Genomic DNA, 26,554 nt, shown 5'->3' with positions numbered 1-26,554 from the left:
CGGCGCACTCGGGGCGGCCACGGGTGGGGCGCCCCCCGGGGCGGCGGGGCGGACGACGGGCCGCGTCAGGATCGCTGCAGCAGCCGACGCCCGATCCAGCCCGACGGCACGTGCCGGCCGGTCAGCAGGTAGGCGACGAGCGAGTCGTCGAACAGCAGCGCCTCCATGACCCGGCGGGCCGCGGGACGGCCGGCCATCAGCAGCTGGTCGCCGGCCGCCAGGACGAAGTCGGGGCCCGGCGTGACGGTCGCGGTCCCGTCCCGCAGCACCATCAGGGCCACGACCTTCAGCGGCTGCGCCCGGTCCTCGGGGCTGCGCAGGAGGGCGCCGAGGGTGGCCCCACCGGCGGCGATCCAGTCGGCGAGCGCGGGTGCCACGGCGGGACTGAGGTCGGTGCGCCACAGCGGTGGCAGGTCGGGACCGCAGTCGTCGCGCAGACGGGCGATCAGGGCGACCGCGTCGTCGTTGCCGCGTGCGGGCATCTCGTGCAGGAAGCGCCACAGCAACGGGGTGGACAGCTGCGCGTACACCTCGTGGGCGATCACCTCGGTGGGGACGAGCAGCGAGTCGACCCCGAGAGCGGTGTACAGCGGGGCGTTCTCCGGGCGGTTCTGCCGCGCGGCGAGGAACAGCCGGGGGTTGCGCTCCCGCGCCGACGCCAGCAGCGACAGGTTCGCGATGTCGTTGCTGGTGCCCGCGACGAGGCCGACCGCGGTCTCCACGTCGACGTCGTCGAGTTCGGACTCCTCCGGTCCCTCCCCCGTGGTGGGCACCGGACGGGTCGAGTCGATGACCGTGACCTCGAGCCCTTCGGCGCGCAGGTCGGCGGTGAGCTCCCGCCCGAAGCGCCCGTAGCCGCACATCACCCAGCGCCCGTGTTGCGGCGGGTCCGCCCGGTCCGGCAGCGGAGCACCGGGGCCCGCCTCCAGCCAGGACAGCAGCTGGTAGGCCGCCGGCGACCGCAACGCCAGCCGCAGGTGGTCGCCGAAGCGGTCGAACGGGTTCACCACCGTCGGGGTCCCGAACTCGTGCATCCGCGCGGCGGTCACCCGGGAGAGCGTCCGGGTGATGACGGTCAGCTCCGGTCGCAGCAGGGCGGCCGTCATGGCGATCGCGAGGTTGGCCTCGTCGTCGTCGGTGAGGGCGAGCACGCCCGTGCAGTAGGGATGGTCCAGCCCGGTCAGCCCGAGGTGGTGGGGGTTGCGGGCGTCGGCGGCCAGCCCGGGCGCCGTCGCCCGGAAGGCGGCGAGGTTGAGCGCGTCGATCCGGTCCGGGTCCTTGTCGATCACCACTAGCTGCTGCCCGAGCGCGTCGAACGCCCGGCCGAGCAGTTCACCGGTCCGGCCGTACCCGGCCAGCAGCAGGAACGGCTCCCGCATCCGGGCGACCTGCCGGACCACCCGGCGGGTGGCCAGTGCCTGCCGGAAGGCGCGGTCCTGCAACAGGGTCAGCAGCGATCCGATCGCGTAGGCCCACCCGACCACGGTCAGGTAGATCGTCACCATCGCCCACATCCGCTGGGCGGCGGTGAAGGCGTTGGGCAGCTCGCCGAAACCGATGGTGGTCGCCGTGTAGCTCATGAAGTAGAAGGCGTCGAAGACGTCCATCCGGGCCGGGGCGCCGCTCGCGTCCTGCCCGGGGACGAACGTGAACCCCACGACGCTGATCGCGAAGATGACGATCAGGGTGATCAGCGGCGCCCGCATCCGCCGCATGATCAGGAAGAAGCTGGTCGACGTGGCCGTGCCGGGGGCGATCGAGGTGTGCCACCGCTGCACCCCGCGGGCGCGTTCGTCGCGGCCGAAGAGCTGGTTCCAGAAGACCCGCAGCAGTGTCCTCACGCCGGACCGGCTCAGCTCCGCCGGAACGAGGCGGTCTCGACGACCAGCAGGACCACCGACACCATGTTGGCCACGAGGGCACCGCCGGACAGCGACACCATCGCCGCCGTCGCCCCCTCACTCAACCCGTGCTCGCTCATCTTGGTGGCCACCGCCCACACCACCCCGGCGGCGATCAGCTGCAGGTCCGCGACCAGGCTCGTGGCCAGGTGCACGGCACCGATCTGGGTCCGGTCACCGAACTTGAGCACGGTGGCGATCAGGCTGACCACCAGCGCCGCGACCAGCTCGTAGATGTTGTGCAGCTCCGGCCGTGAGATGTCGCCGATGAAGAACCCGAAGTTCAGGGTGGCGGCGAGCAACACGAAGAACCCGAAGACGACCTTCTCGAGGTTCACGACACTCCTCCCGGCGGCCGCGACGCGCGGTGCGACGCCAGTATGCGGACACCGCCGTCCCGGGGCGCGCGCGCCCCGCCGGGCAGCGGCTCAGATCAGCGTCGGGCGGCCGAACTGGGTGCGGACCCCCGCCGTCCACAGCGGACGCAGGGTGGGTGCTCCGGACAGCGGGAAGCCGGCGGAGGCACCGAGCCCGTCGTCGAGATGCCGGAGGGACGCCTCGTGCAGCACCCACGGGTCGTGCCGGTTCGGGGTCCACATCGTGCGGCGGCCGAACCGGCTGTGCATCCCCCACCGGCGGGTGAGGAACTCCTCGACCGGGGTGGCCTCGGTGGGGGCGCCGATCTCCACGGCCACCTCGCTGGTGACGCGGGGGCGAGGCCAGCGGCGGGCGGTGCGGTACACCCGGACGGGACCCGCCGCGGACAGCGAGATCGACGACCACTGGTACGGGATGCGGATGCCCCACCGCGCCAGCAGGACGACGGCGAGGCGGGTGGCGTCCAGCGACCGGAACACCACGCCGTGGCGGCCGGCGTCGTCGACCGAGTAGAGCCGGATGTTGGTCTCCAGAAAGCGCCCGAAGAACGGCACGGGCAGACCCGTTCCCGGGCCGGCCGAGGCCATCCGGAACGGGACCAGTCCGACGTGGGTGGCGCCGTCGGACCAGACGTCGGGGCGGGTGCCGGGCGGGAGGTAGGGGGCGACGTCCGCCGGGTCGACCGCCCAGTGCAGGAACGTCAGGTCGGCCCAGACCTGGTCGAAGACGACCGGCCGGGGCAGCCGGGGCGGGACGTGCGGGAAGGTCATGACTGTCACCTGCCCGAACAGCGGCGGCGGGTCACCCCACCGGCGCCGTCCGCGAGCATGGCGTGGTTCACACGGCGGTGCGCGGTTACTTCACGCCCAGCAGGTCGATGACGAAGATGAGGGTCTGGCCGGAGAGCGGGTGACCGCCGCCCTTGGGACCGTAGGCCAGCTGCGGCGGGCAGACCAGCTGCCGGCGGCCGCCGACCTTCATGCCGGGAATGCCCTGCTGCCAGCCGGCGATCAGGCTGCGCAGCGGGAAGTTGATGGACTGGTTGCGGCTCCACGACGAGTCGAACTCCTCGCCGGAGTCGAACGAGACGCCGAGGTAGTGCACGTCGACGGTCGAGCCGGCCTGGGCCTCGGCGCCGTCACCGACGGTGATGTCGGTGATCTCGAGTTCGGTCGGGGCCGGGCCGGTGGGGGCGTCGACGGTGGGCTTCTGCGGTGAGGTCATACCCCCATCCAACCGCATCACCGGTCGGAGCACCGCACCCGGCGTCACTTCAGCAGTCGCGACATCGCCCGGTCGGCGAGCGTGCGTCCACCGGTCTGGCAGGTCGGGCAGTACTGGAACGTCCGGTCGGCGAACTCGACCTGGGCGATCGTGTCCCCGCACACCGGGCACTTCTGACCGAACCGCGCGTGCACCCGCAGGCCGGTGCGCTTCTCCCCCTTGAGCCGGGCCGCCTCCTGCCCGACGGACCGCTCGATGGCCTCGGTGAGCACGGACCGCATCGCGTCGTACAGCCGGTGCGTCTCCTCCTCGGTCAGCCGCTTGCCGGCCTGGTAGGGCGACAGCTTCGCGGTGTGCAGGATCTCGTCGGAATAGGCGTTGCCGATACCGGCGATCAGGTTCTGGTCGCGCAGGAACGACTTGAGCTGGGCCGCCGACGCCGAGGCGAGCGCGGCGAACTCGTCGAAGGTGATCTCCAGGGCGTCCGGTCCGAGCCGCGCCACCCCGGGCACCGTCATCGGATCGGCCACCACCCAGGCGGTCACCGACTTCTTGGTCCCCGCCTCGGTGACGTCGAACCCCGACCCGGACGTCAGCCGCACCCGCAGGGCGATCGGCCCGCCCAGCTTGATCATCGCCGTGGACATCGCGTCCGACCACCGCAGCCACCCCGCGCGGGCCAGGTGCAGGATCAGGTGCAGCGGCTCCGGCGACGCGCCGCCGGTCACCGTGATGTCCAGGAACTTCCCGTGCCGACCCACCGCGGTGATCGTGCCCCCGACCAGCGCACCGATCGGGGGCTGCACCGTCGCCAGCAGCCCCATGGCTGCGGGCTGCACGAACGCGATCGGGTCGTCCGCGGCGTGCTCGGTGAGGAAGGCGCCCAACGCGGTGATCTCGGGAAGCTCCGGCATCCGGTCAGTATGAACGGTCACTCGCGGCGGCGTCCGGGCGTACCTCCCGGGCTCCGCCGGGGTCGTCGTCGCGGCCACCGGCCGGCCCCGAGTCGGACCCGATCGGGTGGCCGACGTTCCCGGATCCGGCGGCGCCGCCCACCGCATCACTCCGCGTCACCATGCATTCGCCCTGAACGGGGAGTGCGGAAGTCCCCTGCTGACTACACTCCCGGCATGCGGATGGCGGCGTTGAGCAGGGCCTCCGGCGTGCCGGTGCCCACCATCAAGTTCTATCTGCGGGAAGGTCTGCTGCCGCCCGGACACCGCACCAGCCCCAACCAGTCGCAGTACGACGAGCACCACGTCCGCCGGCTCGCCCTGATCCGCAGCCTCACCGAGCTCGGCGGGTACTCACTGAACACCGTGGGCGAGCTGCTCCGGCTGGCCGAGGACGGCGGACCGGGACCGGAGGAGTTGTTCGCCCTGCTCTCGCGCACGGTCACCGCCCGGGTCAGCGAACGACCCGCCGCCGGGGTCGAACCCCGCTTCACGCTGGTCGACGCCGTGATGCGCGAGCGCGGCTGGCGCCTGACCGACAACGACGAACACCGGCTCGCGGCCGCCACCCTGCTCGGGATGATGCACGAACTGGACCTGCACCACACGTCGGCCACGATGCGCGCCTACGCCGCGGCGGCCACCCTCACCGCCGACTCCCGGGCGGACGAGCGGGACCACGGGCCGGACCCTGAGCGTGCCGTCCTGGCCGCCGTCCTCGACGACGCCCTCTTCACCGCGCTGCGTCGGATGGCGCAGGTGTCCGCCGCCCTGCCCGGCGACGGGACCACCGGCGCCGACCCGGACGCCGCGGCCACCCTGCCGGCGCCCCGCACCCACCGGCACGACCACGATCCCGCCGCCGGCCGGACCCGGGTCAGCGGGCGCTGATCCAGCGGAAGCCGTAGGGCGACAACCACAGGTCACCGTCGTCACCCCACGACAGCGGCTCACCGCTGACGCGGTCCACTCCGCCGTCGAGACCCAGCGCGGCCAGTGCCTCCCGCGGGTAGGGCCGCCAGCTGTCGCTGACGTTGTACAGCCCCAGCAGCGGCCCGAGCGGATGCTCCCGCAGCACCGGCAGCACCGCGGTGTCGTACACCTCGGTGATCCGCGGCGGCACCGAGGCGTGGAACTGCGGCAGCGTCGCGCGGATCCGCTGCAGGTGCGCCAACGCGTCGAACACCCGTTGCTGGACGCTGTAGGGCTCGCGCCGCCGTCGCGCCAGCTCCCAGTCCAGCCGCGGCCGGTGCGCCCAGCGGTTGTCGGCCTCGTGCCCCGGCTCCGTCGCCCACGCCGGGTCGTTCAGCTGCGCCAGCTCGTCGCCGGACCAGATGACCGGGATCCCTCCCCAGCCCATGATGAGGGCATGTGACAGCGAGATCCGGGCGATCGCGGTGTCCACCGCGGCCCCGTCGCCGGCGGCCAGCGCCGCCTCCAACCCGACGAGACTCGCGGTGGTTCCGCTGATCCGGCGGTCGCCGGTGGCCGGGTTGCTCTGGAACACCAGCCCGCGGGCGGGCGTGCCGGGGTACTCGCCGCTGTAGAAGTCGGACAGGAAACGGCGATGGTCCCAGCCGTTGAGGCCCGACCGCCAGGCGTCGGTGTCGTCGATGGCCCAGCCGATGTCGTCGTGGCAGCGCACGTAGGTGACCCAGGACGTCGTCGGTGGGACCGGCGGCAACCCGCGCAGCGCCTCGACCGCCAGCCGCACGTCGCCGGCGGCCAGCATCGACCACAGCTGCACCATCAGCGAGTTGTGGTACGCGATGTCGCTGACCTTGCCGTAGTGGCGGCCCTGCCCGAGGTACTGAACCAGGTCCTGCGGCGCGACGATCGCCTCCGCCTTGAACGCCAGGGCCGGGCACGCGATCCGGGCCAGCGCACGCAACGTCCGGGCGATCGCGTGCACCTCCGGCTGGTTCTGGGAGTTGGTGTCCAGCCGCTTCCACATGAACGCGATGGCGTCCATCCGGAGCACCTCCACGCCGAGACCGGCCAGGAACAGGACGATGTCGGCGTACTCGAACAGCACGTCGGGATTGCTCCAGTTGACGTCCCACTGGAACTCGTTGAACGTCGTCCACACCCAGCCCTGCAGCTCGTCGTCCCAGGTGAAGTTGCCCGGCGCGAAGTCGGGGAACACCTCGGGCAGCGTCGCCTCGAAGGCGTCGACCTGGTCGCGGTCGGCGAAGACGTAGAAGTAGTCGCGGTACTTCGGGTCGCCCTGCCGGGCCTTCACCGCCCACTCGTGCTCGCGGGCGACGTGGTTGAGCACCAGGTCCAGCACGAGGCTGATCCCGGCCCGCCGCAGCTGCCCGGCCAGCGCCCGCAGATCCTCGGTGGTACCGAGATCGCTGCGCACACTGCGGTAGTCGGCCACGGCGTACCCGCCGTCGGAGTCGCCCTGCCGGGGTGTCAGCAGCGGCATCAGGTGCAGGTAGGTGACACCCAGCTCGTGCAGGTAGTCGATCCTGCCGGCGACACCGGCCAGGTTCCCGGCGAAGCGCTCGGCGTAGGCGGCGTACCCGAGCATCGACTGACTCTGGAACCAGTCGGGGCTCAGGGTGCGCACGAGGTCCAGGTGCTGCAGCTCCGGCTCGCGCCGGGCGAACGCCGACGCGGCCGACGTCACCAGCCGGCGGCCCAGGTCGTCGGCCTGCGCCGCCGGGTACAGCTCGGCGAGCCCCTCCCACAGGTCGGGCCACCACTTGGTCAACCGGACGTCGAACAGCTCCCGCCGGTGGTCCGGCTCTCCGGCCAGCACCTCCGCGGCGACCGCCCGCATCCGTTGCCGCCGGTCGGCGTCCGGGTGCACGTCGGTGGAATCCGCGCTGACCGCGGGCATCGAACTGGGCGACGGCCCGGTACCGACGGGGGCGTCTCCGGCCGGGGCGGCGGGGAACGGAGCGTTGATCATGGCCACATCCTTGCCTACCGCGGGCCCGGTCGCCGCCCGGCGGCACCGTCCCCCGGACGCCCGATGCGGTCCCCGGGCGTCCGGTGTGGTGGGGTGGAGGACGTGTTCACCGTGACGTCGGAACTGGACGGCGGCCGCGGCGGCCGCTCAGGAGTGATCGCCACGCCGCACGGCGAGATCCGCACCCCGGCGTTCATCGCCGTGGGCACCAAGGCGACGGTCAAGACGCTGCTGCCCGAGTCGGTCCGTGACCTCGGCGCCCAGGCGGTGCTGGCCAACGCCTACCACCTGTTCCTCCAGCCCGGTGCCGACATCGTCGACGAGGCGGGCGGTCTCGGGGCGTTCATGCACTGGGACGGGCCGACCTTCACCGACAGCGGCGGCTTCCAGGTGCTCTCGCTGGGCGCCGGCTTCAAGAAGGTGCTGTCGATGGACTCGACCACGGCCCGGGCCGACGACGTGATCGCCGAGGGCAAGACCCGGCTGGCCCACGTCGACGAGGACGGCGTGACGTTCAAGTCCCACCTCAACGGGGACGTGCACCGCTTCACCCCCGAGGTGTCGATGCAGATCCAGCACCGACTGGGCGCCGACATCATCTTCGCCTTCGACGAGCTCACCACCCTGATGAACACCCGGGGGTACCAGGAGGAGTCGCTGGAGCGCACCCGGCGCTGGGCCGAGCGCTGCGTCGCCGAACACCAGCGGCTCGCCGCCGAGCGCACCCACCGGCCGCCGCAGGCGCTGTTCGGGGTGCTGCAGGGCGCGCAGTACGAGGACCTGCGGCGCAAGGCCGCCCGTGATCTCGGGGCCATGGACTTCGACGGCTTCGGTATCGGCGGGGCGCTGGAGAAGCAGCACCTGGGGACCATCGTGTCGTGGGTCGCCGAGGAGCTGCCCCGCGACAAACCCCGGCACCTGCTGGGCATCAGCGAACCGGACGACATGTTCGCCGCCATCGAGCACGGCGTGGACACCTTCGACTGCGTGTCGCCGTCCCGGGTGGCCCGTAACGCCGCGATCTACTCCCCCGACGGCCGCTACAACCTCACCGGGGCCCGCTACAAGCGCGACTTCGGGCCGCTCGCCGACGGCTGCGACTGCTACACCTGCACGCACTACAGCCGGGCGTACCTGCACCATCTGTTCAAGGCCAAGGAGATGACCGGCTTCACGCTGGCCACCATCCACAACGAGCGCTTCATCGTGCGGATGGTCGACGACATCCGGGCGAGCATCGACGGCGGGTGGTTCGACGAGCTGCGCACCGAGACGCTGCGGCGGTACTACCCGGCGCGCTGACGGCCCGCGGTGGCGGGCTCAGCGGACCGCGATGCCTTCCTGCCGCTTGATGACCGCGATGACCCGGTAGGTGACCGGCAGCATGACGACCTCGACAGCGGTCTTGTAGACGAACCCGATGAGCACGAACTGGATGAACTCCGGCGCGGCCAGCACACCGATCCAGGCGACCGCGGCGAAGACCAGTGTGTCGGCGAACTCGCCGACCACCGTGGACCCGAGAAGTCGGGCCCAGAGCGCCTTCTCGCCGGTGCGGGACTTGATCTTCACCAGCACCCAGGCGTTGAGGAACTGCCCGACCAGGTAGCCGCAGATGCTGGCGAGCACGAACCGCGGCACGACGCCCAGTACCGCCTCGAACGCGGCCTGGTTGGGGTAGTCCGCGGCCGCGGGGGCGATCTGCACGAGCCAGAACGTCAGCGACGCCAGGATCGAGACCGCGAACCCGGCGATGATCGCCCGGCGCGCGCCGCGCAGCCCGTACACCTCGGTGAGGACGTCCCCGAGGATGTACGTCAGGGGGAACAGGATGGCGCCGCCGTCGGTGAGGATCGGGCCGAACTCGATGAGCTTCGTGGCGCCGATGTTGCTCAGCAGCAGGAAGACGCAGAACGCCATGATGACGAGGTCGTAGATGCCCCGTCGGCCGTGTCCGGCGGCGGCGTCGATTCCGGACAGCGGGGCGAGCGGGGTGGTGCGGGGATCGGTCACGGGTCGCCATCCTCCCAGCTCCGGCGCCGCCGGCGAAATCCGGCTCTGGCAGGATCGACAGCCCGACCCGAGGAGATGACCATGACCGGGACCGCCGGCCGGATCCTGCACCTGGCCCACGTCGACGAGTGGAACCAGACCCTGCTGACCGGCTGGTTCGACCGCTCCACCCGCGGCCGGACGCTGGCCCAGGAAGGCTTCATCCACACCAGCACCGCCGGCCAGCTGCCCATGGTGGCGCAGCGGTTCTACGCCGACGACCCGGAACCGTTGCTGCTGCTGGTGATCGACATCGCCGCCACCGAAGCGGCCGGCTCACCGGTGCGCTGGGACCCCGCCGAGGGCGAGCTCTTCCCGCACGTCTACGGGCCGGTGCCCGCAGACGCGGTGGTGGCGGCGATCCCGGTCGAGTTCGACGGGAACCGGTTGGTGCTGCCCGATCTCGGCGGCCTCGACGTGGTGGACCGGCCACCGGCGGCCTGAAGGACGCGAAAGGGCGGTGCCGCTCCGGGGAACGGCACCGCCCTGTCGTGGCCGTGCTACTGCTTCTTGACCGCTTCCCGGTCGAAGACCGGCACGTCGCCGACGATCGGGTTGGTCCGCCGCGACGGCGCCAGGTACTTGGTCACCAGGTTGACGAAGGTGGCCATCCGGTTGCGGTTGCCCAGCAGGGTGGCGATGTGGACGTACAGCCAGATCAGCCAGGCCAGGGTGCCGGTCAGCTTCAGCGACTTGCCGAACGGCAGGGCGATGTCGGCGATCGCCGCGCGGCGGCCGATGGTGGCCATCGTGCCCTTGTCCTTGTAGTGGAAGTCGGTGGTGGGCTCACCGGCGACCAGGTGCTTGATGTTCTTGCCGGCCTGCTTGCCGCCCTGCAGCGCGGGCTGGGCCAGCTGCGGGAGCGCGTCCGGGGTGACCGCGACGTCGCCGGCGGCGAAGATGTTGGTGAACCCGTGCACGCGCATGTCGGCGTCGACCGTGATGCGACCGCCGCGGCCCTGCGGCACGCCCCACTTCGCGACCACCTTGGGGGCGGTGACGCCGGTGGCCCAGATGACCACGCGGGCGGGCAGGAACTCGCCGTTGCCGAGGGTCACACCTTCGGCGCTGACCTCCTTGACCGAGGTGTTCAGCCGCAGCTCGACACCACGCTCGCGCAGCTCCTTGGCGGCGTACTCCCGCAGCGTGTTGTCGAACGGCGGCAGCACGACGCCGCCCATCTCGACCAGCACGATGTGCGTACGGCGCGGGTCCAGCTCCGGGTACACGACGGCCATCGCGTCGTTGCGCATCTCGGCCAGCGCACCGGCGGTCTCCACGCCGGTGGCACCTGCGCCCACGACGACCATGGTGAGCTCGGGCGAGCCGATGAACTCACCGGACGCCGCCGCGTGCTCGAGCTGGGTGAAGATGCGGTCCCGCAGCGTCAGCGCCTGGGCGCGGGAGTAGATCGCGAGGGTGTTCTCCTCGGCGCCGGGGGTGTTGAAGTAGTTGGTGGTGACACCGGTGCAGATGACCAGGTAGTCGTAGTCCAGCGTGCTGCCGTCGGTGAAGTGCACGGAGTTGCCGTCGCTGTCGATGCTGTCGACCTCGCCGTGCCGGAACGACAGGTTCAGCTGCTTCATCCGGGTCGCACGCAGGAAGAAGGTGACGTCGCCGGCGTTCAGGCCTGCGGTGGCGACCTGGTACAGCAGGGGCTGGAACGTGTTGTACGTGCGCTGGTCGACCAGGGTCACGTCGACGTCGGCGTTGCGCAGCGCACGGACGGCGCCGAGCCCGGCGAAGCCGCCGCCCAGGATCACGACGTGCGGGCGACGGCGGCCGGCGGTGGCCGGTCGGGGCGCGGCGGGCTGAACGGTCATGGAGATTCCTCGCGGTCTCGAAGGTGAACTCGCCGTCTCCACGTTTCGGGACGGACTGTGCAACGGAAAAGCGATCGGCTCGGCGCTGAACTCGCGCCCCACCTTAACGCCTACCGGGATACCCCGGCATTCACAGGCGAAAGCGCCGGCAGCGCGGCGGACGGTGCCCGGTGGGCCCGTCTGCGCCGGTCGACCAGCAGCGACGCGACGAACATCGACAGGCCCAGGGAGCCCAGCAGCACCGCGACGCGGGACGGTCCGAGGTAGCCCCAGCCGGCGGCGATCACCGCACCGCCCAGCCAGGCCCCCACCGCGTTGGCGAGGTTGAAGGCGGAGTGGCTCATCGACGCGGCGAGCGACTCCGCGCCCTGCGCGATGATCATCAGCCGGGTCTGCACCGACGGGATCAGCAGCGACCCGGAGAAGCCGAGGAAGAAGACGTTGACGAAGGACGCCCACACGGAGGTGGAGGTCACCGAGAACGCCGCGAACGTCAGGATGGTCAGCACGAAGCCGACCAGGATGCCGCGGGTCGGGCTGCGGTCGGCCAGCCGGCCGCCGAAGACGATCCCCACCGTGCCCCCGACGCCGAACGCGGCCAGCACCCAGGGCATCGCGCTCTCGGCGATCCCGGCCAGGTTCGTCATGATCGGCGAGATGAAGGTGTAGACGGCGAACATGCCGCCGAATCCGATGGCACCCAGCAGCAGGATGAACCAGATCCGGCCGTTGCGCATCGCGCCCAGCTCGGTCTTCACGCCGGCGCCCTCGGCCACGGGCACCGCGGGCACGAAGATGCGGACCAGCAACACGGTGAGCAGGCCGAGCACGGCCACCAGCAGATACGCGGTCCGCCAGCCCATCGCCTGGCCGATCGCGGTGGTCAGCGGGACGCCGGCGATGTTGGCCACGGACAGGCCCATCATGATCCCGGCGACGGCACTGCCCCGCTTGTTGGCCGGCACCAGTGACGCGGCCAGCACCGAGGCCACCCCGAAGTAGGCGCCGTGCGGCAGACCGGAGACGAACCGGGCCGCGAACAGACTGCCGAACCCGGGCGCGAACGCGGAGAACAGATGACCCGCGACGATGATCGCCATCAGGACGAGCAGCAGGTTGCGCTTCTGCATGCGGCTGCCGAGCACGGCCAGGATCGGTGCGCCGACGACCACGCCGAGGGCGTAGGCGGTGATGAGATGGCCGGTCTGGACCTCGGTGACGCCGAGGGACCGGCTGATGTTGGGCAGCAGACCCATCGAGGCGAACTCGGTGGTGCCGATGGCGAAACCACCGAGGGCCATCGCGAGGATGGCCAGCGCGGTGTTCTTCGCGGTCGCCAGCGGAGCGCCGGCGGGACGGGAGCCGGCACCCGCGGTGGGAGCGGGAACGGCGGCAGTGCGGCCAGACAACCTGGCGCCTCGATTCGGGTCGGGTGGGTCAGTGGTGCTCGCGCAACGCCCTTGTCGACACGGGATCTTCCTGTACCAGTATAGAAGCATCACCGCCGACCGGCGCGTCCGGCCGGGTGTGATCCTCGAGGAGCTCTCGCCGGCCGCCTCCGGGTGGCCGCAGCGCCACCGCCATCGTCACCACCATCAGCACACAGACCACCGAGGCGACGGCCTGCCAGAACGCCCAGGACCGCGTCGGCCCCAGGCCGGCGGTGTCCAGCCCGGCCGCGGCCGCGAGGAGCAGCACGATCGCCACCTCGACCACGGCGATCTCCAGCAGACCGACGACGCGGGCGGCGCCACCGCGCAGCCAGAGCGCCGTCACCATGCCGAGCGGCACGAACGCCAGGCAGAAGATCGACCCGATCATGTGCACCTTGGCGTTCCAGCTGGCCTGCGCGCCGCCGGTGTCGGTGCGCACCACGGCCATCACCAACGCGCCGGCCAGGCCCGTCCACAGGAACCCCCGGACGGCCGGCGACGGCCGCGGTGAACACCGTTCCAGCACCAACGGCGCAGCGCTCATGGTGACCACGAAGACGCTGAACAGCCATCCCCACGGCCCGATCCCGTACTGACTGACCGACACCGGCGGCGGGAACCACTGCCCGGCCACGGCCTGCATCGCGATCGCGGCGACCGTACTCACCACCGCGAGGGCCACTCCGGCCCGCCACCAGCTCTTCACGACCGCATTGTGCCCCGTCCGCGGGCGCCGCCGACGGCTGCCGTGCCCGTCCGGCCGACGACGCCGATGCTCGCTACGCTGCGCATCGTGCGCAACCGTCTGCTGGTGACCGCGATCGCGGTGTGCGCGCTGCTGGCCGGCTGCACCACCCCGGTGGACGGCCGCGGCAGCGCCCAGCCGGGCACGGTCGGGCCCACCGGCCGCACCCTGTCCACGCCGAGCGCGGACGGCCCGCTGACCCGGGCGCCGGAGACCCCCGACGCGACGACATCGCGCAGCACGACCACCACCGCCGACCCGACATCGACGTCGTCCCCCACGGTCGCGTCCCCGGCACCGACCGGCACGACGCAACCACCGCCGTCGACCGACGACACCCCGACCGTGCCCGACGTGCTGCTCGGTCCGGTGGTTCTCACCCCGGGCCCGGAGGGCTATCTCGTCTTCCAGGCGCCGAGCGGCAACATCTTCTGCAGCCTCAACGGCGTCGAGGGGGCGGCCGGTGTCCGCTGCGACCTCATCGAGGCCGACTACCCCGACCTCGCCCCGGTGCCCTGCGACAGCGGTGACTTCGTCGCGGGGACCGCCACCCTCGACGGGAACGGCACCGCGGTCGTGGGCGGTTGCGTGAGCGACACGGTCATCGATCCGAACGCCGTGGTGCTGCCCTACGGCAGCAACGCCGGTGCCGGGGACCTCGTCTGTCACGCCGCGGAGGACGGCGTGACCTGCGCAGACCTGGGCAGCGGCCACGGGTTCCAGGTGGCCCGCGGCGCGCACCGGGTCTTCTGAGCCGGCCACTCCCGACGCTGCGTCCGTGGTCGCCCCGTCGCCCGTCCGGCGACTGCTCGGTCGGGGCGGCCGCCATTAGCATGTTCGGGTGACACCGACACCGGCGCAGACCACCGACCGACCGACGGACCTGCTGGCGGTGCCACCGGTCACCGGTCCGGTGACCGATCCGGCCGCCGATGCCGCCACCCGGGGGAACGACCGGGGCCACGTCTTCCACTCCTGGTCCGCCCAGGACGCCATCGACCCGCTGCCCGTCGCGGGCGGTGCCGGCTCCTACTTCTTCGACTACGCGGGCCGGCGCTACCTGGACTTCAGCTCGCAACTGGTCAACCTCAACCTCGGTCACGGTCACCCCGACCTCATCGCCGCGATCACCGCGCAGGCGCACCGGCTCGCCACCGTGCAGCCGGCCTTCGCCAACGACGTCCGCGGGCGGCTCGCCGAACTCGTCGTCGAGCGGGCCGGCGCCGGATTCAGTCACGTCTTCTTCACCAACGGCGGCACCGACGCCGTGGAACACGCGGTGCGGATGGCCCGGCTGCACACCGGGCGGCACAAGGTGCTGTCGGCCTACCGCAGCTACCACGGGTCGACCGCGGGCTCGGCGAGCCTCACCGGCGATCCGCGCCGCTGGGGGGCCGAACCCGGGACCCCCGGCACCGTGCACTTCCTCGGGCCGTACCTCTACCGGTCGGCGTTCGGCGCGACGACCCCGGCGGAGGAGACCGCGCGCTGCCTGGCCCACCTGCGCCAGATCATCGAGTTCGAGGGACCGTCCGGCATCGCCGCCGTCACCCTGGAGTCGATGGTGGGTGGGTCCGGGGTGCTGCCCCCACCGCCCGGCTACCTCGCCGGGGTGCGCGCACTCTGCGACGAGTTCGGCATCCTGTGGATTGCCGACGAGGTGATGGTCGGCTTCGGCCGGCTCGGTGAATGGTTCGGCTACCAGGCGTGCAGCACGACCCCGGTCGTCCCCGACCTGGTCACCTTCGCGAAGGGCTCCACGTGCGGCTACGTGCCGCTCGGCGGGGTGATCATCAGCGCCGCGGTGGTGGACTCGTTCCGCACCCGCGCCTACCCCGGTGGGCTGACCTACTCGGGTCACCCGCTGGCCTGCGCCGTCGGGCTGGCCGCCATCGAGGTCATCGAGCGCGACGGGATCCTGGCGGCGGTGCGCGACCTCGCCGACGAGGTGCTCCGCCCCGGCCTGGAGCGGCTGGCCGACCGGCACCCGTGCGTCGGTGAGGTCCGCGGCGTCGGCGCCTTCTGGGCGGTCGAGCTGGTGCGGGACCAGGCGACCCGTGAGCCCCTCGTGCCCTTCAACGCCACCGGCGCGGCGACGGCGCCGATGAACGCGATCGGGGCCGGTTGCCGCGACGCCGGCGTGTGGCCGTTGATCGCCGGCAACCGGATCCACATCGCGCCGCCGCTGACCGCCACCGCGGACGAGATCCAGGAGGGGCTGTCGGTCCTGGACCACGTCCTCGACGACGCGGACTTCGCGCTGCTGCGCTGACCGGTCAGTCCAGGGCGGTGAGCACCCGGGGGCCGTCGTCGGTGATCGCGATGGTGTGCTCGGAGTGCGCCGTCGTCGATCCGTCCGCGGACCGCAGGGTCCAGCCGTCGGGGTCCACCGCCAGCCGGTCGGATCCGCGCGACCACCAGGGCTCCAGAGCCACCGTGAGGCCGGGCCGCAGACGCATGCCGCGGCCGGCCTTCCCGGTGTTGGAGACGTGCGGGTCCTCGTGCATCGTCCGGCCCAGCCCGTGGCCGCCGAACTCCGTGTTGACCCCGTGGCCGGTCGCCTTCGCCACCGCACCGATGGCCGCCGAGATGTCGCCGAGGTGACCGCCCGCCTGGGCGGCGGCGATCCCGGCGGCGAGCGCGGTGCGGGTGGACTCCACCAGCGCGACGTCGGCGGCCTCCCGCGGCTCACCGACGATCACCGTGACGGCCGAGTCGGCCACCCAGCCGTCGATGGACACCGCGAGGTCCAGGCTCAGCACGTCACCGTCGGCGAGCACCGCGTCGTGCGGCTTGCCGTGCAGCACCGCGTCGTTCACCGACAGGCAGATGACGTTGCGGAAGGGCCCACGGCCGAACGTGGCCGGGGCGTAGTCCCAGTAGCAGGACGTGGCGCCCCGGTCGGCGATCATCGTGCGGGCCCGCTGCTCGAGGTCCATCAGGTTCACCCCGGGCTCGGCGCGGGCGGACAGCGTCGACAGCACCTCGGCGACGAACCGCCCGGTCACCGCCATCTGGTCGATCTCGCGTCGGGTCTTCAGTTCGATCATGTCGCCGCCTCCACCGGTATTTCTGTACCGGACACACGGTACCAGCGTCGGTATAGCAATACCGCTATCGTGGTGGGCATGGTCCGCGAACCGCTCTCACCCGCCCAGGTCCGTGCCGGCCAGCGGCTCGGCGGACTGCTCCGGGCGGCCCGGGCGGGCCGGGAACCGGCCGCCGTCGCCCGCGCCGCCGCGATCTCCCCGGAGACGCTGCGCAAGATCGAGGTGGGGCGCATCCCCAGCCCGAGCTTCGGCACCGTCGTCGGGCTCTGCGACGCGCTCGGCCTGGACCTCGCCGAGGTCGCCGAGGTGTGGCGGGGCGACGCCGAGCTGTCGGCCGCGGGCTGACCGGCAGGGGCAGGTGGGTCAGCGCGGGGCGAACGGGTCGAACCGGCCGTCCACGGCGGTCCAGCCGCCGTCCACGGTGACCACGCTGCCGGTCATGTACGACGCCGCGTCGGAGGCGAGGAACACCGCGGCGCCGACCATCTCCGACGGGTCGGCCCACCGGGCCAGCGCCCCCTTGCGGGCGTAGGCGTCCGACCAGGCGGTGTCGGCGCGGATCGGGCCGGTCAGGTCGGTGGCGACCACGCCCGGGGCGACCGCGTTGAAGCGCACGTTGTCGGGGCCGTATTCCGCGGCCGCGGTGCGCAGCAGCTGGATCAGGCCGGCCTTGGTGGCGGCGTACAGGCCCTGCCCCGGCTCCACCGTCTGCGCCCGGATCGACGCGAACGCCAGCACGCTGCCCCGGCGGCGCTCGGCCATCCCCGGCGCGAACGCCTGGATGATGCGGAAGACGCTGCGCAGGTTGACGTCCAGCACCCGGTCGTAGTCGGCGTCGGTGAGGTCGGCGAGCCTCTTGCGCACGTTGACCCCGACGGTGGTGACCGCGATGTCGGCGGGCCGCGCCGCGGCCAGCGCGTCGACCGCGTCCTTGTCCACGACGTCCAGTTCGGTCGCGGTGGCCGCGTCACCGATCAGCGCGGCGGTCTGCGCGGCGGCGGCGGCGTTCACGTCGGCGACGGTCACCGTGGCGCCGGCCGCGGCCAGCCCGCGGGCCACCTCACGGCCGATCCCGCTGCCGCCGCCGACGACGACGGCGTGCCGTCCGGTGAGCGAGAACAGGTCGGCGTAGGACGTCGGGGTCCGAGCGGCATCGGTCATGGCCGCAGACTAACCCGCGGCGGGAACGGCCGACGGAGCCAGGTCCCGGTAGGAAGGCCAGCTGCCGCCCGGGGTGGTGACGGGGTCGGCGGCGAGCACCGCACGGCCCAGCGCCCGGGTGACGACGTCCGCGGTGGCCGTGAGCAGGTTGAACAGGCCCAGCGCGTCCAGCTCCGGTCCGGTCCCGGTGCTGACGCCGAAGAACAGGTCGCCGTCGAACATCGTGTGCACCGGGTTCACCGCCCGGGCGAGCCCGTCGTGGGCCATCGCGGCCAGCTTGGTGCACTGCGCCTTGGTCAGGACCGCGTCGGTGGCGACCACACCGAGGGTGGTGTGCCGGATCCCGGCCGACTCCTCGTCGGGGAAGGTGGGGCCGGACCGGTCGGCGACCATCACCTCGACCGCCGCCGGCGCGCCGCTGGGGGTGGTGTCCAGCCCCGCACCGATCCGGCCGGCGATCTCCGCCAGCACGTCCCGTTCGGCGGCGACGGGCCGCCCCGGCACCGGGCCGTCGGCATCGGTCCACAGCCGCGCCGCCCACAGCTCGCCGGTCCGCGGGTCGTACGCCGGACCGGTGGCGTTGGCCACCACCAGTGCCGACACGGTGGCGCCACTGGGCAGCACCGCCGACGCCTGTCCCACGCCGCCCTTGAGCCGCCCGGTGCAGGCGCCGGTGCCGGCGCCGATCGATCCTTCCGCGGCCATCGCCCGCGGGTCGGCGGCCAGCGCGTCCCGGACGGCGTCACGGCCGAACCCGGCGTCCGGACGGGCCGCGAACGCCCCCCCGCGGGCCAGGTCGAACACCACCGCCGCGGGCACGATCGGCACCACGAAGGAGGGGTCCGGCCCGACCTGCACCCCGACCCCGCGCTCCCCCAGCTCGGCCGTCACCCCGTCGGCCGCGGCGAGACCGTAGGCCGACCCGCCGGTCAGCACGAGCGCGTGCACCCGGTCGACGGTGGCCGTCGGGTCCAGCAGGTCGGTCTCCCGGGTGCCGGGCGCGCCGCCGCGGATGTCCACCCCGGCCACCATCCCGCCGGGTGGGGCGAGCACCACGGTGGTGCCCGTGAGCCAGCCGTCCCCGGCGGCGGTGCGGTGCCCGACCCGCAGCCCGACGACGTCGGCCAGACCGCCGGTGCGACTCACGGTGCCGCCAGGAATCCCGCCGCGGCGACGGCGAACACGCGGGCGCAGCGGAGGATGTCGCTCACGTCGGCGTACTCGTCGGCCTGGTGGGCGATCCACTTGCCACCGGGGCCGTAGACGACGGTCTCCAGGCCCGCGTCCCGGGTGAGGATGGTGCCGTCGGTGCTGCCGGGCACGCCGCCGAAGACGACGGGCGACTCCCCGACCGCCGCGTGCGCGGTGACCAGGGCCTGCACCACGGGGGCGTCCCGGTCGGTGTCGACCGGCGGGCGGTCGTCGATGACGGTGACCCGCGCGGTGACCCCGGACTCGTCGGCGACCTGGTCGGCGAGCAACCCGATGACCTGGACGAGGCCCTCGTGCTCCATTCCGGGCAGGGTGCGCAGGTCCAGGTACACCGAGGCCAGCGCCGGGATGACGTTGACCTGCTCGGCGCTGCCGGCCGCGAGCACGGTCGGGGTCAGGTAGAACGGCCCGAGGTCGGGATGCGCCGGGTACCGCTCACCGAGCTGCTGTTCCAGTTCGGCCAGCCCCAGGATGAGCCGGGCGACCACCGGCACCGGGTTGCGGCCCATCTGCGGCATGGCGCCGTGGGCCATCCGGCCGTGGATGTCCACGCGCAGGCGGACCGCACCCTTGGTGACCGGGCAGATCTCGCCGCCCTCGGGTTCGCAGACGATGACCCCGTCGATCGGTCCGTCCACGCCGTACGCGGCCGGGGAGGCGGCGAAGTGCTTGGCGCCGCGCATCATGCCCTCCTCGTCGGCCAGCACCCCGACGACGAGGCGGCCGGTGAACCCGGCCAGCTCGACGGCCCGCGCGGCGTGGATCATCGCCGCCACCCCCGACTTCATGTCCGCCGCGCCCCGGCCGCGCAGCCGGCCGTCGACGATGTCACCGGCGAACGGGTCGAACGTCCAGTCCGTGTCGTCGCCCGGGGTGACGACGTCGCTGTGGCCCTCGAACATCAGCGTCCGGCCGGGTGCGGACCCCTGGACGACGGCGACCACGTTGGGCCGCCCCGGCGCCACCTCGGTCACCGTCACCGGCCAGCCGAAGCCGCGCATCAGGTCGGCGACGACGTCGGCCACCGGCGCCTCGACCACGGTGGCACCGTGGTCGTTGACCGACCGGATGCGCACCAGCTGCTGGGTGAGCGCGACGACGGCGTCGGTGTCGAGATGGTCCAGCACGGCGGTGTCCACGGCGGTCATGCCTGCGATCCTGCCCGACGACCGTGGGGCGCTCACGGCTGGTGCCGCCGCCGGGCCGCCGCCAGCCCGCGGTCCAGGGTCGGCACCGCCGCCAGCAGCTCGCGGGTGTACGGATGCTGCGGGTCGGCGTAGACCTGCGCGGTCGTCCCGGTCTCGACCACCTGCCCCTGCCGGAGCACGGCGACCCGGTCGCAGACCCGCCGGATCACCGACAGGTCGTGCGAGACGAAGATCAGCGTGAAGTCCTCGGTGGCGGCGAGCCGGTCCAGCAACTCCAGGACCTGGCCACGGCTGGACACGTCCAGCGCCGACACCGCCTCGTCGGCCAGCAGGATGCTGGGCCGCGGAGCGATGGCCCGGGCGATGGAGATCCGCTGCCGTTGGCCCCCGGAGAACTGGTGGGGATAGCGCCGCAGCACCCCGTCGTCGAGTCCGACCTCGGCGAGGACCTCCCGGACACGGCCGTCGACACCGGACGCACCCTGGGCGTGCAGCGGCTCGGCGACGATGTCGCCGATCCGCATCCGCGGGTCCAGGGAGCCCATCGGGTCCTGGAACACCAGCTGCAGCCGGCGCCGCAGCGGCCGCAGCCCGCTCTCCGGCAGCGCGGTGATGTCGGTGCCGTCGACGGTCACGGTGCCGTCGGTGGGCCGGTCGAGGGCGGCGACGAGCCGCACCAGGGTGGTCTTGCCGGAGCCGCTCTCGCCGACGATGCCGAACCTCGACCGCCGCGGGACGGTCAACGAGACGTGATCCAGCGCCCGGGTCTCCGACGGTGCCCGGAACGGCGCCGCCCGACGGCGGAACACCCGGCTGACGTCGTCGAGCACCACCGCGTCCCCAGGAGCCGGCACGACCGGGCTGCTCACGTCGCGCTCAGTTCGGCGTCGGCCAGCAGGGACCGGGTGTGCGGGTGCTGCGGGTCGGTGAGCACCTGTTCGACGGTGCCCGCCTCCACGATCCGCCCCTCGAACATCACCAGCACCCGGTCGCAGACCTCGGCGACGACGGCCAGGTTGTGCGAGATGAACAGCAGGGCGGCGTTCTCCTCGCGGACCCGGCGGTCGATCAGCGCCAGCACGGTGGCCTGGACGGTGACGTCCAGCGCGGTGGTCGGTTCGTCGCAGATCAGCAGGTCCGGCGAGTTCGCCAGCGCGATCGCCAGCATGATGCGCTGCCGCTGACCGCCGGACAGCTGGTGGGGGTAGCTGCGCGCGATCCGGGCGGGGTCGGGCAGCCCGGTGGCGTCCAGCAGCGTGAGCGTCGCCGCGGCGGCTTCCCGGCGGCCGACCGGGGTGTGCAGCCGCATCACCTCGGCGACCTGACGGCCGATGCGCATCGTGGGGTTCAGCGCGGTCATCGGCTCCTGGAAGACCATTCCCACCCGGCTGCCGCGGAGCTTCGCGAGCCGCCGCTCGCCGGCGTCGACGAGGTCGTGGTCGACGCCGTCCAGCCGGATGGAGCCCGCGACCCGCAGTTCCGGCGGCAGCAACCCGGCGACGGCCAGGCAGGTCAGCGTCTTGCCCGAGCCGGACGCGCCGATGATGCCGACGCGCTCACCGGCGGCCAGCTCCAGGTCGACGCCGTGGACCAGTTCGATCCCGGCGGTCACGGTGAGCCGGGAGACGCTCAGCAGGGTGCCCATCAGCGGCCCAGCAGCCGCGGGTCGAGCCGGTCCCGCAGGCCGTCCCCGAGCAGGTTGAACCCCAGTACCGCCAGGGCGATGGCCAGGCCCGGCCACACCGCGGTGAGCGGCGCGGTCGTCAGCTGGGACTGCGCCTCCGACAGCATCCGCCCCCACGACGGCACGCTGGCCGGCGCCCCGAGCCCCAGGAACGACAGGCCGGCCTCGGCGAGGACGGCGATCGCGTAGGCCGAGGACGCCTGCACGATGATCAGGCCGCCGACGTTGGGCAGCACGTGCCGGACGGCGATGGCCGGTCCGCTGCGTCCGGCGACCCGGGCGGCACGCACGTAGTCGGTGCTCATCACCTGCATCGTCCCCGCCCGGATGACCCGCACGAAACCGGGGATGGACGCCACGCCGATGGCCACCATCGCGGTGGTGACGGATCCGCCGTACTTCGCGGCCAGGATGATCGCCACCAGCAGCGCCGGGAAGGCCAGCAGGATGTCGTTGGCGCGCATCACGAACTCCGACACCCCGGGCCGGACCATGCCGGCGAGGATGCCGATGGGGGTGCCGACGACCGCGGCGATGCCGACCGCGACGATGCCGACGTACAGCGTCGTCCGGGCACCGACCATCAGCCGGGTGGCGATGTCCCGGCCGCGCAGATCGGTGCCCAGCCAGTGGCCGTTGACCCCGGGGCCCGCGCTGCGGTTGCGGTAGTCGAGGTTCAGCAGGTCGAACGGCGTCCAGAAGAACGACACCACCGCGGCGATCGCGATGGCCGCGACGAGTACCGCGCCGACCACGATCAGCGGGCCGAACCGGCGGCGCGCCGGGCCCGGGGTGACCACCGGTGCGGGCGCGGTCATGCGCCGGCCCGGGTCCGCAGCCGCGGGTCGATGAGGGCGTAGGCGACGTCGACCAGGAACGAGATCAGCAGCGCGACCAGCACCAGCGTCACCACGATGGCCTGCACGGTGAGCAGGTCACGGCGTTCGGCGGCGTCGGCGAGGCCCTTGCCGATGCCGGGGACGGTGAAGATCCGCTCGATGATGACCGCCCCGACCAGCACCGTCACCAGGTTGACCCCGACGACAGTGAGCACCGGGATGGAGGCGTTGCGCAGCCCGTGCCGGCGCAGCGCCCGGAACGGGGTCAGACCCTTCGACCGGGCGGTGCGCAGGTAGTCCTGCCCGAGTTCGTCGAGCACGGCGCTGCGGACGTAGCGGGCGAGCACCGCCCCCTGCACCACACCCAGCGAGATCCACGGCAGCACCATGTGGCGCAGGAAGTCGACCGGGTCGGCGGCCGGCACGACGTAGCCGTTGGCGGGCAGCCAGCCGAGCCGGACCGCGAACACCAGCACCAGCAGGATCGCGGCCAGGAAGGCCGGTACCGCCACCCCGATCTGCGAGATGCCGGACAACAGGTAGCCCAGCGGCCGGCCGTTGCGCAGCGCGGACAGCATGCCCAGCGGCACCGCGATCAGCAGCGCCACCACCATGCTGCCGGCGACCAGCCACAGGGTGACCGTGAGCTGGTCGAACAGCGTGGGTCCGATGGGGGCGTTGCTGACGTAGGACACGCCGAAATCGCCGCGGACGGCACCGCCGAGCCAGTCGACGTACTGCACCACCAGCGGGCGGTCCAGTCCCATGTCGCTGCACAGCGCGGCCACGGACTCCGGGGTGCCGCTGACCCCCAGCGCGTTGCGCGCCGGTTCACAGCCGTTGTCGAGCACCCAGAACACCAGCAGCGACGCCACGAGGACGCTGGCGACGAAGATCAGCGCCCGTCGGAGCAGGGACCAGACCATCAGCCCTGCGAGATGGTGGCGAGCTCGAAGGCGGCGCTGATCTGGTTCTGCACGATGCCCTGCACGTCCGCGTCGGCGACGATCAGGTTCGGGAACGACCACAGCCACACCACGGGGGCGTCGGCGGCGATCTGGTCCAGCGCCTGCTGGTAGTCGGTGTTCGCGGCCTCGTCGGTCAGCTCGCCGTCGGCCTTGGTGAACAGGTCGCGGACCGTGGCGTTGTCGTAGCCGATGTAGTAGTCGGGGTTGCCGAACAGCGTCGGGGCGTCCCGCGGCTCCACGTGGTTGATGATCGTCAGGTCGAAGTCGTGGTTGGTGAAGACGTTGCTGATCCAGGTGGCGAAGTCGACGTCGCTGTCCTGGACGGTGATGCCGACCTCGGCGAGCTGGGAGATGACGATCGGCGCGGCGGCGGCGGCGTACCCGACCGGCGGCAGCGTGAGCCGCAGCGTCAGGTCGCTCTGGCCGGCCTCGGCCAGCAGGTCGCGGGCCTTCTGCGGGTCGTAGGGGTACGTGTCCACGTCGGTGAACCACGGGTCGGTCGGTGCCTCGTGGGTGCCGATGAGCGTGCCGTAGCCGCTCCAGGCGGCGTCCAGGATCGTCTCGCGGTCCAGCGCGTAGGAGATCGCCTGCCGCACCCGGAGGTCGGACAGCGGCCCGGTGCGGTTGTTCATGGAGAGCAGCACCTCGCCGGTGCTGCTGCCGTCGATGACCTGGTACTTCGACGTGTCGGCGAACTGGCCCAGGGCCTCGGGGGTCTGCACGGTGGACACGACCTGGATGCCGCCGGTGAGCAGCGCGTTGTTCATGGCGTTGGGGTCGGCGAAGTACTTCAGGGTCACCGTCTTGGTGGGCGGCGGGGTGCCCCAGTAGGCGGTGTTGCGCTCCATGACGATGGAGTCGCCCTTGTTCCATGCCTGCAGGGTGTACGGGCCGGTGCCGATCGGCGTGTTCGCCAGATCGTCCACGCCGGTGCGGGAGAACATCGCGCCGATCCGGGTGGTCATGTCGAACAACCACGATCGGGACGGCTGACTCAGCACCACGGTCAGTTCGGTCGGCGAGGTCGCGGTGGCGCTGGCCACCACGTCCATCCCGGCCTTGACCGACGGCTTCCAGTCGGTCTTGACCCGCTCGATGGAGAACACCGCGTCCTCGGCGGTGAACGGGGTGCCGTTGGAGAACGTCACCCCGTCGCGCAGCTGGAAGGTGTACGTCAGCCCGTCGTCGGAGACGTCGTAGCTCTCCGCCAGCAGCGGCACGATGTCGCCGTTCTGGTCGGTCTTGACCAGTGTCTCGTAGACGTTGAGCAGCAGCGCCTGGGTGATGGGGGCGCCGTCGGTCTGGGTGAAGTCCAGGCTGGTCGGCTCGAGGACGAAGCCGATGGCCAGCGCGCCGTCACCGGCCGGGGCCGGTGACGCGGAGCCGGTGGGATCGGAGCCCGTGGGGCCGGTACCGGTCGACGACCCGGGCGCCGCGGTGGTCGACGGTCCCGCGGTCTGACCCGACGTCCCCGGTGTGGTGGTGGAGCCGGCGGAGCACGCGGCCAGCGTCGCCACCAGCAGCCCGACCGTCAACGCCGCGAATCGCTTGCCCCTCATCGGATCTCCTTCGGTGGACGACGTGGCAACACTCTAGGCCCGGCGTCCGGGCGGAACTCCCACCGGGGCGGTCGGGATCGACCGGCCCTGGTCAGCGCTGGTCGGGACCGGACGGCGGGTACGGCGGCTGCTGCGGGTAGCCGGGCGGCGGTCCCTGCTGGTACCCGGGCGGAGCCTGGTGACCGAGCCGGGGGCCCTGCTGGTCACCGGGCGGCGGCCCCTGCGGCGCTCGGCCCGGCGCGGACAGCGGATCGTCCCGGCGCTCCGGCCGGGACGCGAGCTGCGGTGCCGGGCGTGGGGAGTCGTGGCTCAGCGACGGCAGGCTGATCGGGGATGCGGCGCTGAGCTGGGCGGCGGCGAGCATCTCCGCGGCCTGCTCGGCGGCCTCGGCGGCCCGCTGCCGGTCCATCTCGGCGAGGTCGGAGCTCGAGTCGCCCTCGAACCAGTCCTTGACGTCGTCGTCCATGGCGCCCGCGGGGGTGGTCTTCTCCTCGACCGGGCTCGGCTCGTACCGGAAGACACCGTCCTCGCCCTTGTCGCCGAACGCCTTGGCGAACTGCTCGAGCGCCTTGTCGAAGCCGCTCGGGATCATCCACACCTTGTTGCTGTCGCCCTGGGCGAGCTGCGGCAGCGTCTGCAGGTACTGATAGGCCAGCAGCTCGGGGGTCGGCTTGCCGTTCTTGACCGCGGTGAAGACCTTCTCGATGGCCTTGGCCTGGCCCTGGGCCTGCAGGTACCGGGCGGCCCGGTCACCCTCGGCGCGCAGGATCGCCGACTGCCGCTCGCCCTCCGCGGACAGGATGGCCGCCTGCTTCTGTCCCTCGGCCGACAGCACCGCGGCCTGCTTCTGGCCCTCGGCGGTGGTGATCGCCGCGGTCCGCTGGCCCTCGGCGGTGAGGATGATGGCGCGCTTGTCCCGGTCGGCGCGCATCTGCTTCTCCATCGAGTCCTGGATGGACGGCGGCGGGTCGATGGACTTGAGCTCGACCCGGGCGACGCGGATGCCCCACTTGCCGGTGGCCTCGTCGAGCACGCCGCGCAGCTGCCCGTTGATCGAGTCGCGCGAGGTCAACGTCTGCTCCAGCGTCATGCCGCCGACCACGTTGCGCAGCGTGGTGGTGGTCAGCTGTTCCACGGCCACGATGTAGTTGGCGATCTCGTACACCGCCGCCCGCGGCTCGTTGACCTGGAAGTACACCACGGTGTCGATGGACACCGTCAGGTTGTCCTGGGTGATGACCGGCTGCGGCGGGAACGACACGACCTGCTCACGCATGTCGATGCGGGCGCGGATGCGGTCCAGGAACGGCATCAGCCAGACCAGGCCGGCGGAGCTCGTCTTGTTGTAGCGGCCCAGCCGTTCGATGACCGCGGCCTGCGCCTGCGGGATCACCTTGACCGAGCGCAGGACGATGACGACCGCGAGGACGGCCACGACGATGGCGATGATGGCGAGTGGATCCACTGCTCGTACCCCCAAGACGTACTGCGTACGGGACTGCTC

General features: G+C 72.3%; 26 protein-coding genes. 6 read left to right on the top strand and 20 right to left on the bottom strand.

What is annotated here, in order from left to right:
• Positions 1-65: 65 nt before the first annotated feature.
• The 5 genes from DB033_RS04510 to DB033_RS04490 all read right to left on the bottom strand — a co-directional run bounded on the left by DB033_RS04510 (position 66) and on the right by DB033_RS04490 (position 4,417).
• Complete coding sequence (locus tag DB033_RS04510; protein ID WP_111765638.1) at positions 66-1,841, bottom strand: potassium channel family protein; 1,776 nt, start codon at positions 1,839-1,841, stop codon at positions 66-68.
• Positions 1,842-1,852: 11 nt separating this feature from the next.
• Positions 1,853-2,239, bottom strand: a complete 387-nt coding sequence (locus DB033_RS04505) for a DUF6394 family protein (protein ID WP_111765637.1) — start codon at positions 2,237-2,239, stop codon at positions 1,853-1,855.
• A gap of 90 nt (positions 2,240-2,329) precedes the next feature.
• On the bottom strand, positions 2,330-3,049 hold the full coding sequence (locus DB033_RS04500) for a YqjF family protein (RefSeq protein ID WP_111765636.1): 720 nt from the start codon (positions 3,047-3,049) through the stop codon (positions 2,330-2,332).
• 85 nt (positions 3,050-3,134) lie between these two features.
• Positions 3,135-3,503, bottom strand: coding sequence for an FKBP-type peptidyl-prolyl cis-trans isomerase (locus DB033_RS04495; protein ID WP_111765635.1), 369 nt, complete (start codon positions 3,501-3,503; stop codon positions 3,135-3,137).
• Between the two features lie 44 nt (positions 3,504-3,547).
• Positions 3,548-4,417, bottom strand: coding sequence for a DNA-formamidopyrimidine glycosylase family protein (locus DB033_RS04490; protein WP_111765634.1), 870 nt, complete (start codon positions 4,415-4,417; stop codon positions 3,548-3,550).
• A gap of 216 nt (positions 4,418-4,633) precedes the next feature.
• On the opposite strand from DB033_RS04490, the gene DB033_RS04485 reads away from it, so the two are divergent.
• Entirely contained in the window at positions 4,634-5,347 is a 714-nt protein-coding gene (locus DB033_RS04485) for a MerR family transcriptional regulator (RefSeq protein WP_157970503.1), read from the top strand.
• On the opposite strand, the gene DB033_RS21625 is transcribed toward DB033_RS04485, so the two are convergent.
• On the bottom strand, positions 5,334-7,244 hold the full coding sequence (locus DB033_RS21625; protein WP_111767235.1) for an alpha-amylase family protein: 1,911 nt from the start codon (positions 7,242-7,244) through the stop codon (positions 5,334-5,336). The two genes, DB033_RS04485 and DB033_RS21625, sit on opposite strands and share 14 nt — an antisense overlap.
• Before the next feature lie 195 nt (positions 7,245-7,439).
• On the opposite strand from DB033_RS21625, the gene tgt reads away from it, so the two are divergent.
• Positions 7,440-8,678, top strand: coding sequence for a tRNA guanosine(34) transglycosylase Tgt (gene tgt / locus DB033_RS04475; protein ID WP_111765632.1), 1,239 nt, complete (start codon positions 7,440-7,442; stop codon positions 8,676-8,678).
• A gap of 18 nt (positions 8,679-8,696) precedes the next feature.
• Here the strand turns inward: tgt and DB033_RS04470 are convergent, their stop codons facing one another.
• Positions 8,697-9,389 carry a queuosine precursor transporter gene (locus tag DB033_RS04470; protein ID WP_240615727.1) on the bottom strand — a complete coding sequence of 231 codons (693 nt, stop codon included), beginning with the start codon at positions 9,387-9,389 and terminating at the stop codon, positions 8,697-8,699.
• A gap of 81 nt (positions 9,390-9,470) precedes the next feature.
• Here DB033_RS04470 and DB033_RS04465 point away from each other — a divergent pair, with 81 nt between their 5' ends.
• Positions 9,471-9,872 (top strand): DUF952 domain-containing protein, encoded by a 402-nt coding sequence (locus DB033_RS04465; RefSeq protein WP_111767233.1) that lies wholly within the window; start codon positions 9,471-9,473, stop codon positions 9,870-9,872.
• A 56-nt stretch (positions 9,873-9,928) separates the two neighbouring features.
• On the opposite strand, the gene DB033_RS04460 is transcribed toward DB033_RS04465, so the two are convergent.
• The 3 genes from DB033_RS04460 to DB033_RS04450 form a co-directional block, all read right to left on the bottom strand.
• Complete coding sequence (locus DB033_RS04460; protein WP_111765631.1) at positions 9,929-11,251, bottom strand: NAD(P)/FAD-dependent oxidoreductase; 1,323 nt, start codon at positions 11,249-11,251, stop codon at positions 9,929-9,931.
• A gap of 110 nt (positions 11,252-11,361) precedes the next feature.
• Complete coding sequence (locus tag DB033_RS04455) at positions 11,362-12,660, bottom strand: MFS transporter (protein WP_205843642.1); 1,299 nt, start codon at positions 12,658-12,660, stop codon at positions 11,362-11,364.
• Positions 12,661-12,688: 28 nt separating this feature from the next.
• A complete protein-coding gene (locus DB033_RS04450) occupies positions 12,689-13,390 on the bottom strand; it encodes a DUF998 domain-containing protein (RefSeq protein ID WP_111765630.1) in 702 nt (233 codons plus the stop codon).
• Positions 13,391-13,477: 87 nt separating this feature from the next.
• On the opposite strand from DB033_RS04450, the gene DB033_RS04445 reads away from it, so the two are divergent.
• Positions 13,478-14,182, top strand: coding sequence for a DUF6636 domain-containing protein (locus DB033_RS04445; RefSeq protein ID WP_157970502.1), 705 nt, complete (start codon positions 13,478-13,480; stop codon positions 14,180-14,182).
• Positions 14,183-14,312: 130 nt separating this feature from the next.
• A complete protein-coding gene (locus DB033_RS04440; RefSeq protein ID WP_205843833.1) occupies positions 14,313-15,701 on the top strand; it encodes an aspartate aminotransferase family protein in 1,389 nt (462 codons plus the stop codon).
• Between the two features lie 4 nt (positions 15,702-15,705).
• Here DB033_RS04440 and map read toward each other — a convergent pair whose 3' ends face one another.
• Entirely contained in the window at positions 15,706-16,479 is a 774-nt protein-coding gene (gene map, locus DB033_RS04435; protein ID WP_111765628.1) for a type I methionyl aminopeptidase, read from the bottom strand.
• Positions 16,480-16,557: 78 nt separating this feature from the next.
• On the opposite strand from map, the gene DB033_RS04430 reads away from it, so the two are divergent.
• Entirely contained in the window at positions 16,558-16,824 is a 267-nt protein-coding gene (locus DB033_RS04430; RefSeq protein ID WP_111767230.1) for a helix-turn-helix domain-containing protein, read from the top strand.
• A gap of 18 nt (positions 16,825-16,842) precedes the next feature.
• On the opposite strand, the gene DB033_RS04425 is transcribed toward DB033_RS04430, so the two are convergent.
• From DB033_RS04425 to DB033_RS04385, 9 genes are all read right to left on the bottom strand, one after another.
• A complete protein-coding gene (locus tag DB033_RS04425) occupies positions 16,843-17,640 on the bottom strand; it encodes an SDR family NAD(P)-dependent oxidoreductase (RefSeq protein ID WP_111765627.1) in 798 nt (265 codons plus the stop codon).
• A gap of 9 nt (positions 17,641-17,649) precedes the next feature.
• Positions 17,650-18,786: a P1 family peptidase gene (locus DB033_RS04420; RefSeq protein WP_111765626.1), complete on the bottom strand. Its 1,137-nt coding sequence runs from the start codon at positions 18,784-18,786 to the stop codon at positions 17,650-17,652.
• A complete protein-coding gene (locus DB033_RS04415) occupies positions 18,783-20,000 on the bottom strand; it encodes a M20 family metallopeptidase (protein ID WP_111765625.1) in 1,218 nt (405 codons plus the stop codon). Before DB033_RS04415 ends, DB033_RS04420 begins: the two co-directional genes overlap by 4 nt.
• Before the next feature lie 32 nt (positions 20,001-20,032).
• Positions 20,033-20,869, bottom strand: a complete 837-nt coding sequence (locus DB033_RS04410) for an ABC transporter ATP-binding protein (RefSeq protein ID WP_240615726.1) — start codon at positions 20,867-20,869, stop codon at positions 20,033-20,035.
• The gene (locus DB033_RS04405) at positions 20,866-21,645 is read right to left on the bottom strand and encodes an ABC transporter ATP-binding protein (RefSeq protein ID WP_111765624.1); all 780 of its coding nucleotides are present in this window, start codon (positions 21,643-21,645) and stop codon (positions 20,866-20,868) included. Before DB033_RS04405 ends, DB033_RS04410 begins: the two co-directional genes overlap by 4 nt.
• On the bottom strand, positions 21,645-22,502 hold the full coding sequence (locus DB033_RS04400; RefSeq protein ID WP_111765623.1) for an ABC transporter permease: 858 nt from the start codon (positions 22,500-22,502) through the stop codon (positions 21,645-21,647). The genes DB033_RS04405 and DB033_RS04400 overlap by 1 nt, the downstream gene beginning before the upstream one ends.
• Positions 22,499-23,449, bottom strand: a complete 951-nt coding sequence (locus tag DB033_RS04395) for an ABC transporter permease (RefSeq protein WP_111765622.1) — start codon at positions 23,447-23,449, stop codon at positions 22,499-22,501. The genes DB033_RS04400 and DB033_RS04395 overlap by 4 nt, the downstream gene beginning before the upstream one ends.
• Positions 23,449-25,050 carry an ABC transporter substrate-binding protein gene (locus tag DB033_RS04390; RefSeq protein WP_111765621.1) on the bottom strand — a complete coding sequence of 534 codons (1,602 nt, stop codon included), beginning with the start codon at positions 25,048-25,050 and terminating at the stop codon, positions 23,449-23,451. The genes DB033_RS04395 and DB033_RS04390 overlap by 1 nt, the downstream gene beginning before the upstream one ends.
• Before the next feature lie 91 nt (positions 25,051-25,141).
• The gene (locus tag DB033_RS04385; RefSeq protein ID WP_111765620.1) at positions 25,142-26,515 is read right to left on the bottom strand and encodes an SPFH domain-containing protein; all 1,374 of its coding nucleotides are present in this window, start codon (positions 26,513-26,515) and stop codon (positions 25,142-25,144) included.
• Positions 26,516-26,554: the final 39 nt, after the last annotated feature.

This window comes from Nakamurella deserti (assembly GCF_003260015.1).
Lineage (GTDB): Bacteria > Actinomycetota > Actinomycetes > Mycobacteriales > Nakamurellaceae > Nakamurella > Nakamurella deserti.
The sequence above is the reverse complement of the archived record's forward strand: the minus strand, read 5'-3'. Positions and strand labels throughout refer to the sequence as shown.

Coding starts and splice junctions, on each gene's coding strand:
- DB033_RS04485 (WP_157970503.1), top strand. CDS start 4,634: ATGCGGATGGCGGCGTTGAGCAGGGCCTCCGGCGTGCCGGTGCCCACC.
- DB033_RS04500 (WP_111765636.1), bottom strand. CDS start 3,049: ATGACCTTCCCGCACGTCCCGCCCCGGCTGCCCCGGCCGGTCGTCTTC.
- DB033_RS04415 (WP_111765625.1), bottom strand. CDS start 20,000: ATGACCGCCGTGGACACCGCCGTGCTGGACCATCTCGACACCGACGCC.
- DB033_RS04395 (WP_111765622.1), bottom strand. CDS start 23,449: ATGGTCTGGTCCCTGCTCCGACGGGCGCTGATCTTCGTCGCCAGCGTC.
- DB033_RS21625 (WP_111767235.1), bottom strand. CDS start 7,244: ATGCGGGCGGTCGCCGCGGAGGTGCTGGCCGGAGAGCCGGACCACCGG.
- DB033_RS04405 (WP_111765624.1), bottom strand. CDS start 21,645: ATGGGCACCCTGCTGAGCGTCTCCCGGCTCACCGTGACCGCCGGGATC.
- tgt (WP_111765632.1), top strand. CDS start 7,440: ATGCGGTCCCCGGGCGTCCGGTGTGGTGGGGTGGAGGACGTGTTCACC.
- DB033_RS04495 (WP_111765635.1), bottom strand. CDS start 3,503: ATGACCTCACCGCAGAAGCCCACCGTCGACGCCCCCACCGGCCCGGCC.
- DB033_RS04390 (WP_111765621.1), bottom strand. CDS start 25,050: ATGAGGGGCAAGCGATTCGCGGCGTTGACGGTCGGGCTGCTGGTGGCG.
- map (WP_111765628.1), bottom strand. CDS start 16,479: ATGATCGAACTGAAGACCCGACGCGAGATCGACCAGATGGCGGTGACC.
- DB033_RS04430 (WP_111767230.1), top strand. CDS start 16,558: ATGGTCCGCGAACCGCTCTCACCCGCCCAGGTCCGTGCCGGCCAGCGG.
- DB033_RS04490 (WP_111765634.1), bottom strand. CDS start 4,417: ATGCCGGAGCTTCCCGAGATCACCGCGTTGGGCGCCTTCCTCACCGAG.
- DB033_RS04465 (WP_111767233.1), top strand. CDS start 9,471: ATGACCGGGACCGCCGGCCGGATCCTGCACCTGGCCCACGTCGACGAG.
- DB033_RS04460 (WP_111765631.1), bottom strand. CDS start 11,251: ATGACCGTTCAGCCCGCCGCGCCCCGACCGGCCACCGCCGGCCGCCGT.
- DB033_RS04425 (WP_111765627.1), bottom strand. CDS start 17,640: ATGACCGATGCCGCTCGGACCCCGACGTCCTACGCCGACCTGTTCTCG.
- DB033_RS04400 (WP_111765623.1), bottom strand. CDS start 22,502: ATGACCGCGCCCGCACCGGTGGTCACCCCGGGCCCGGCGCGCCGCCGG.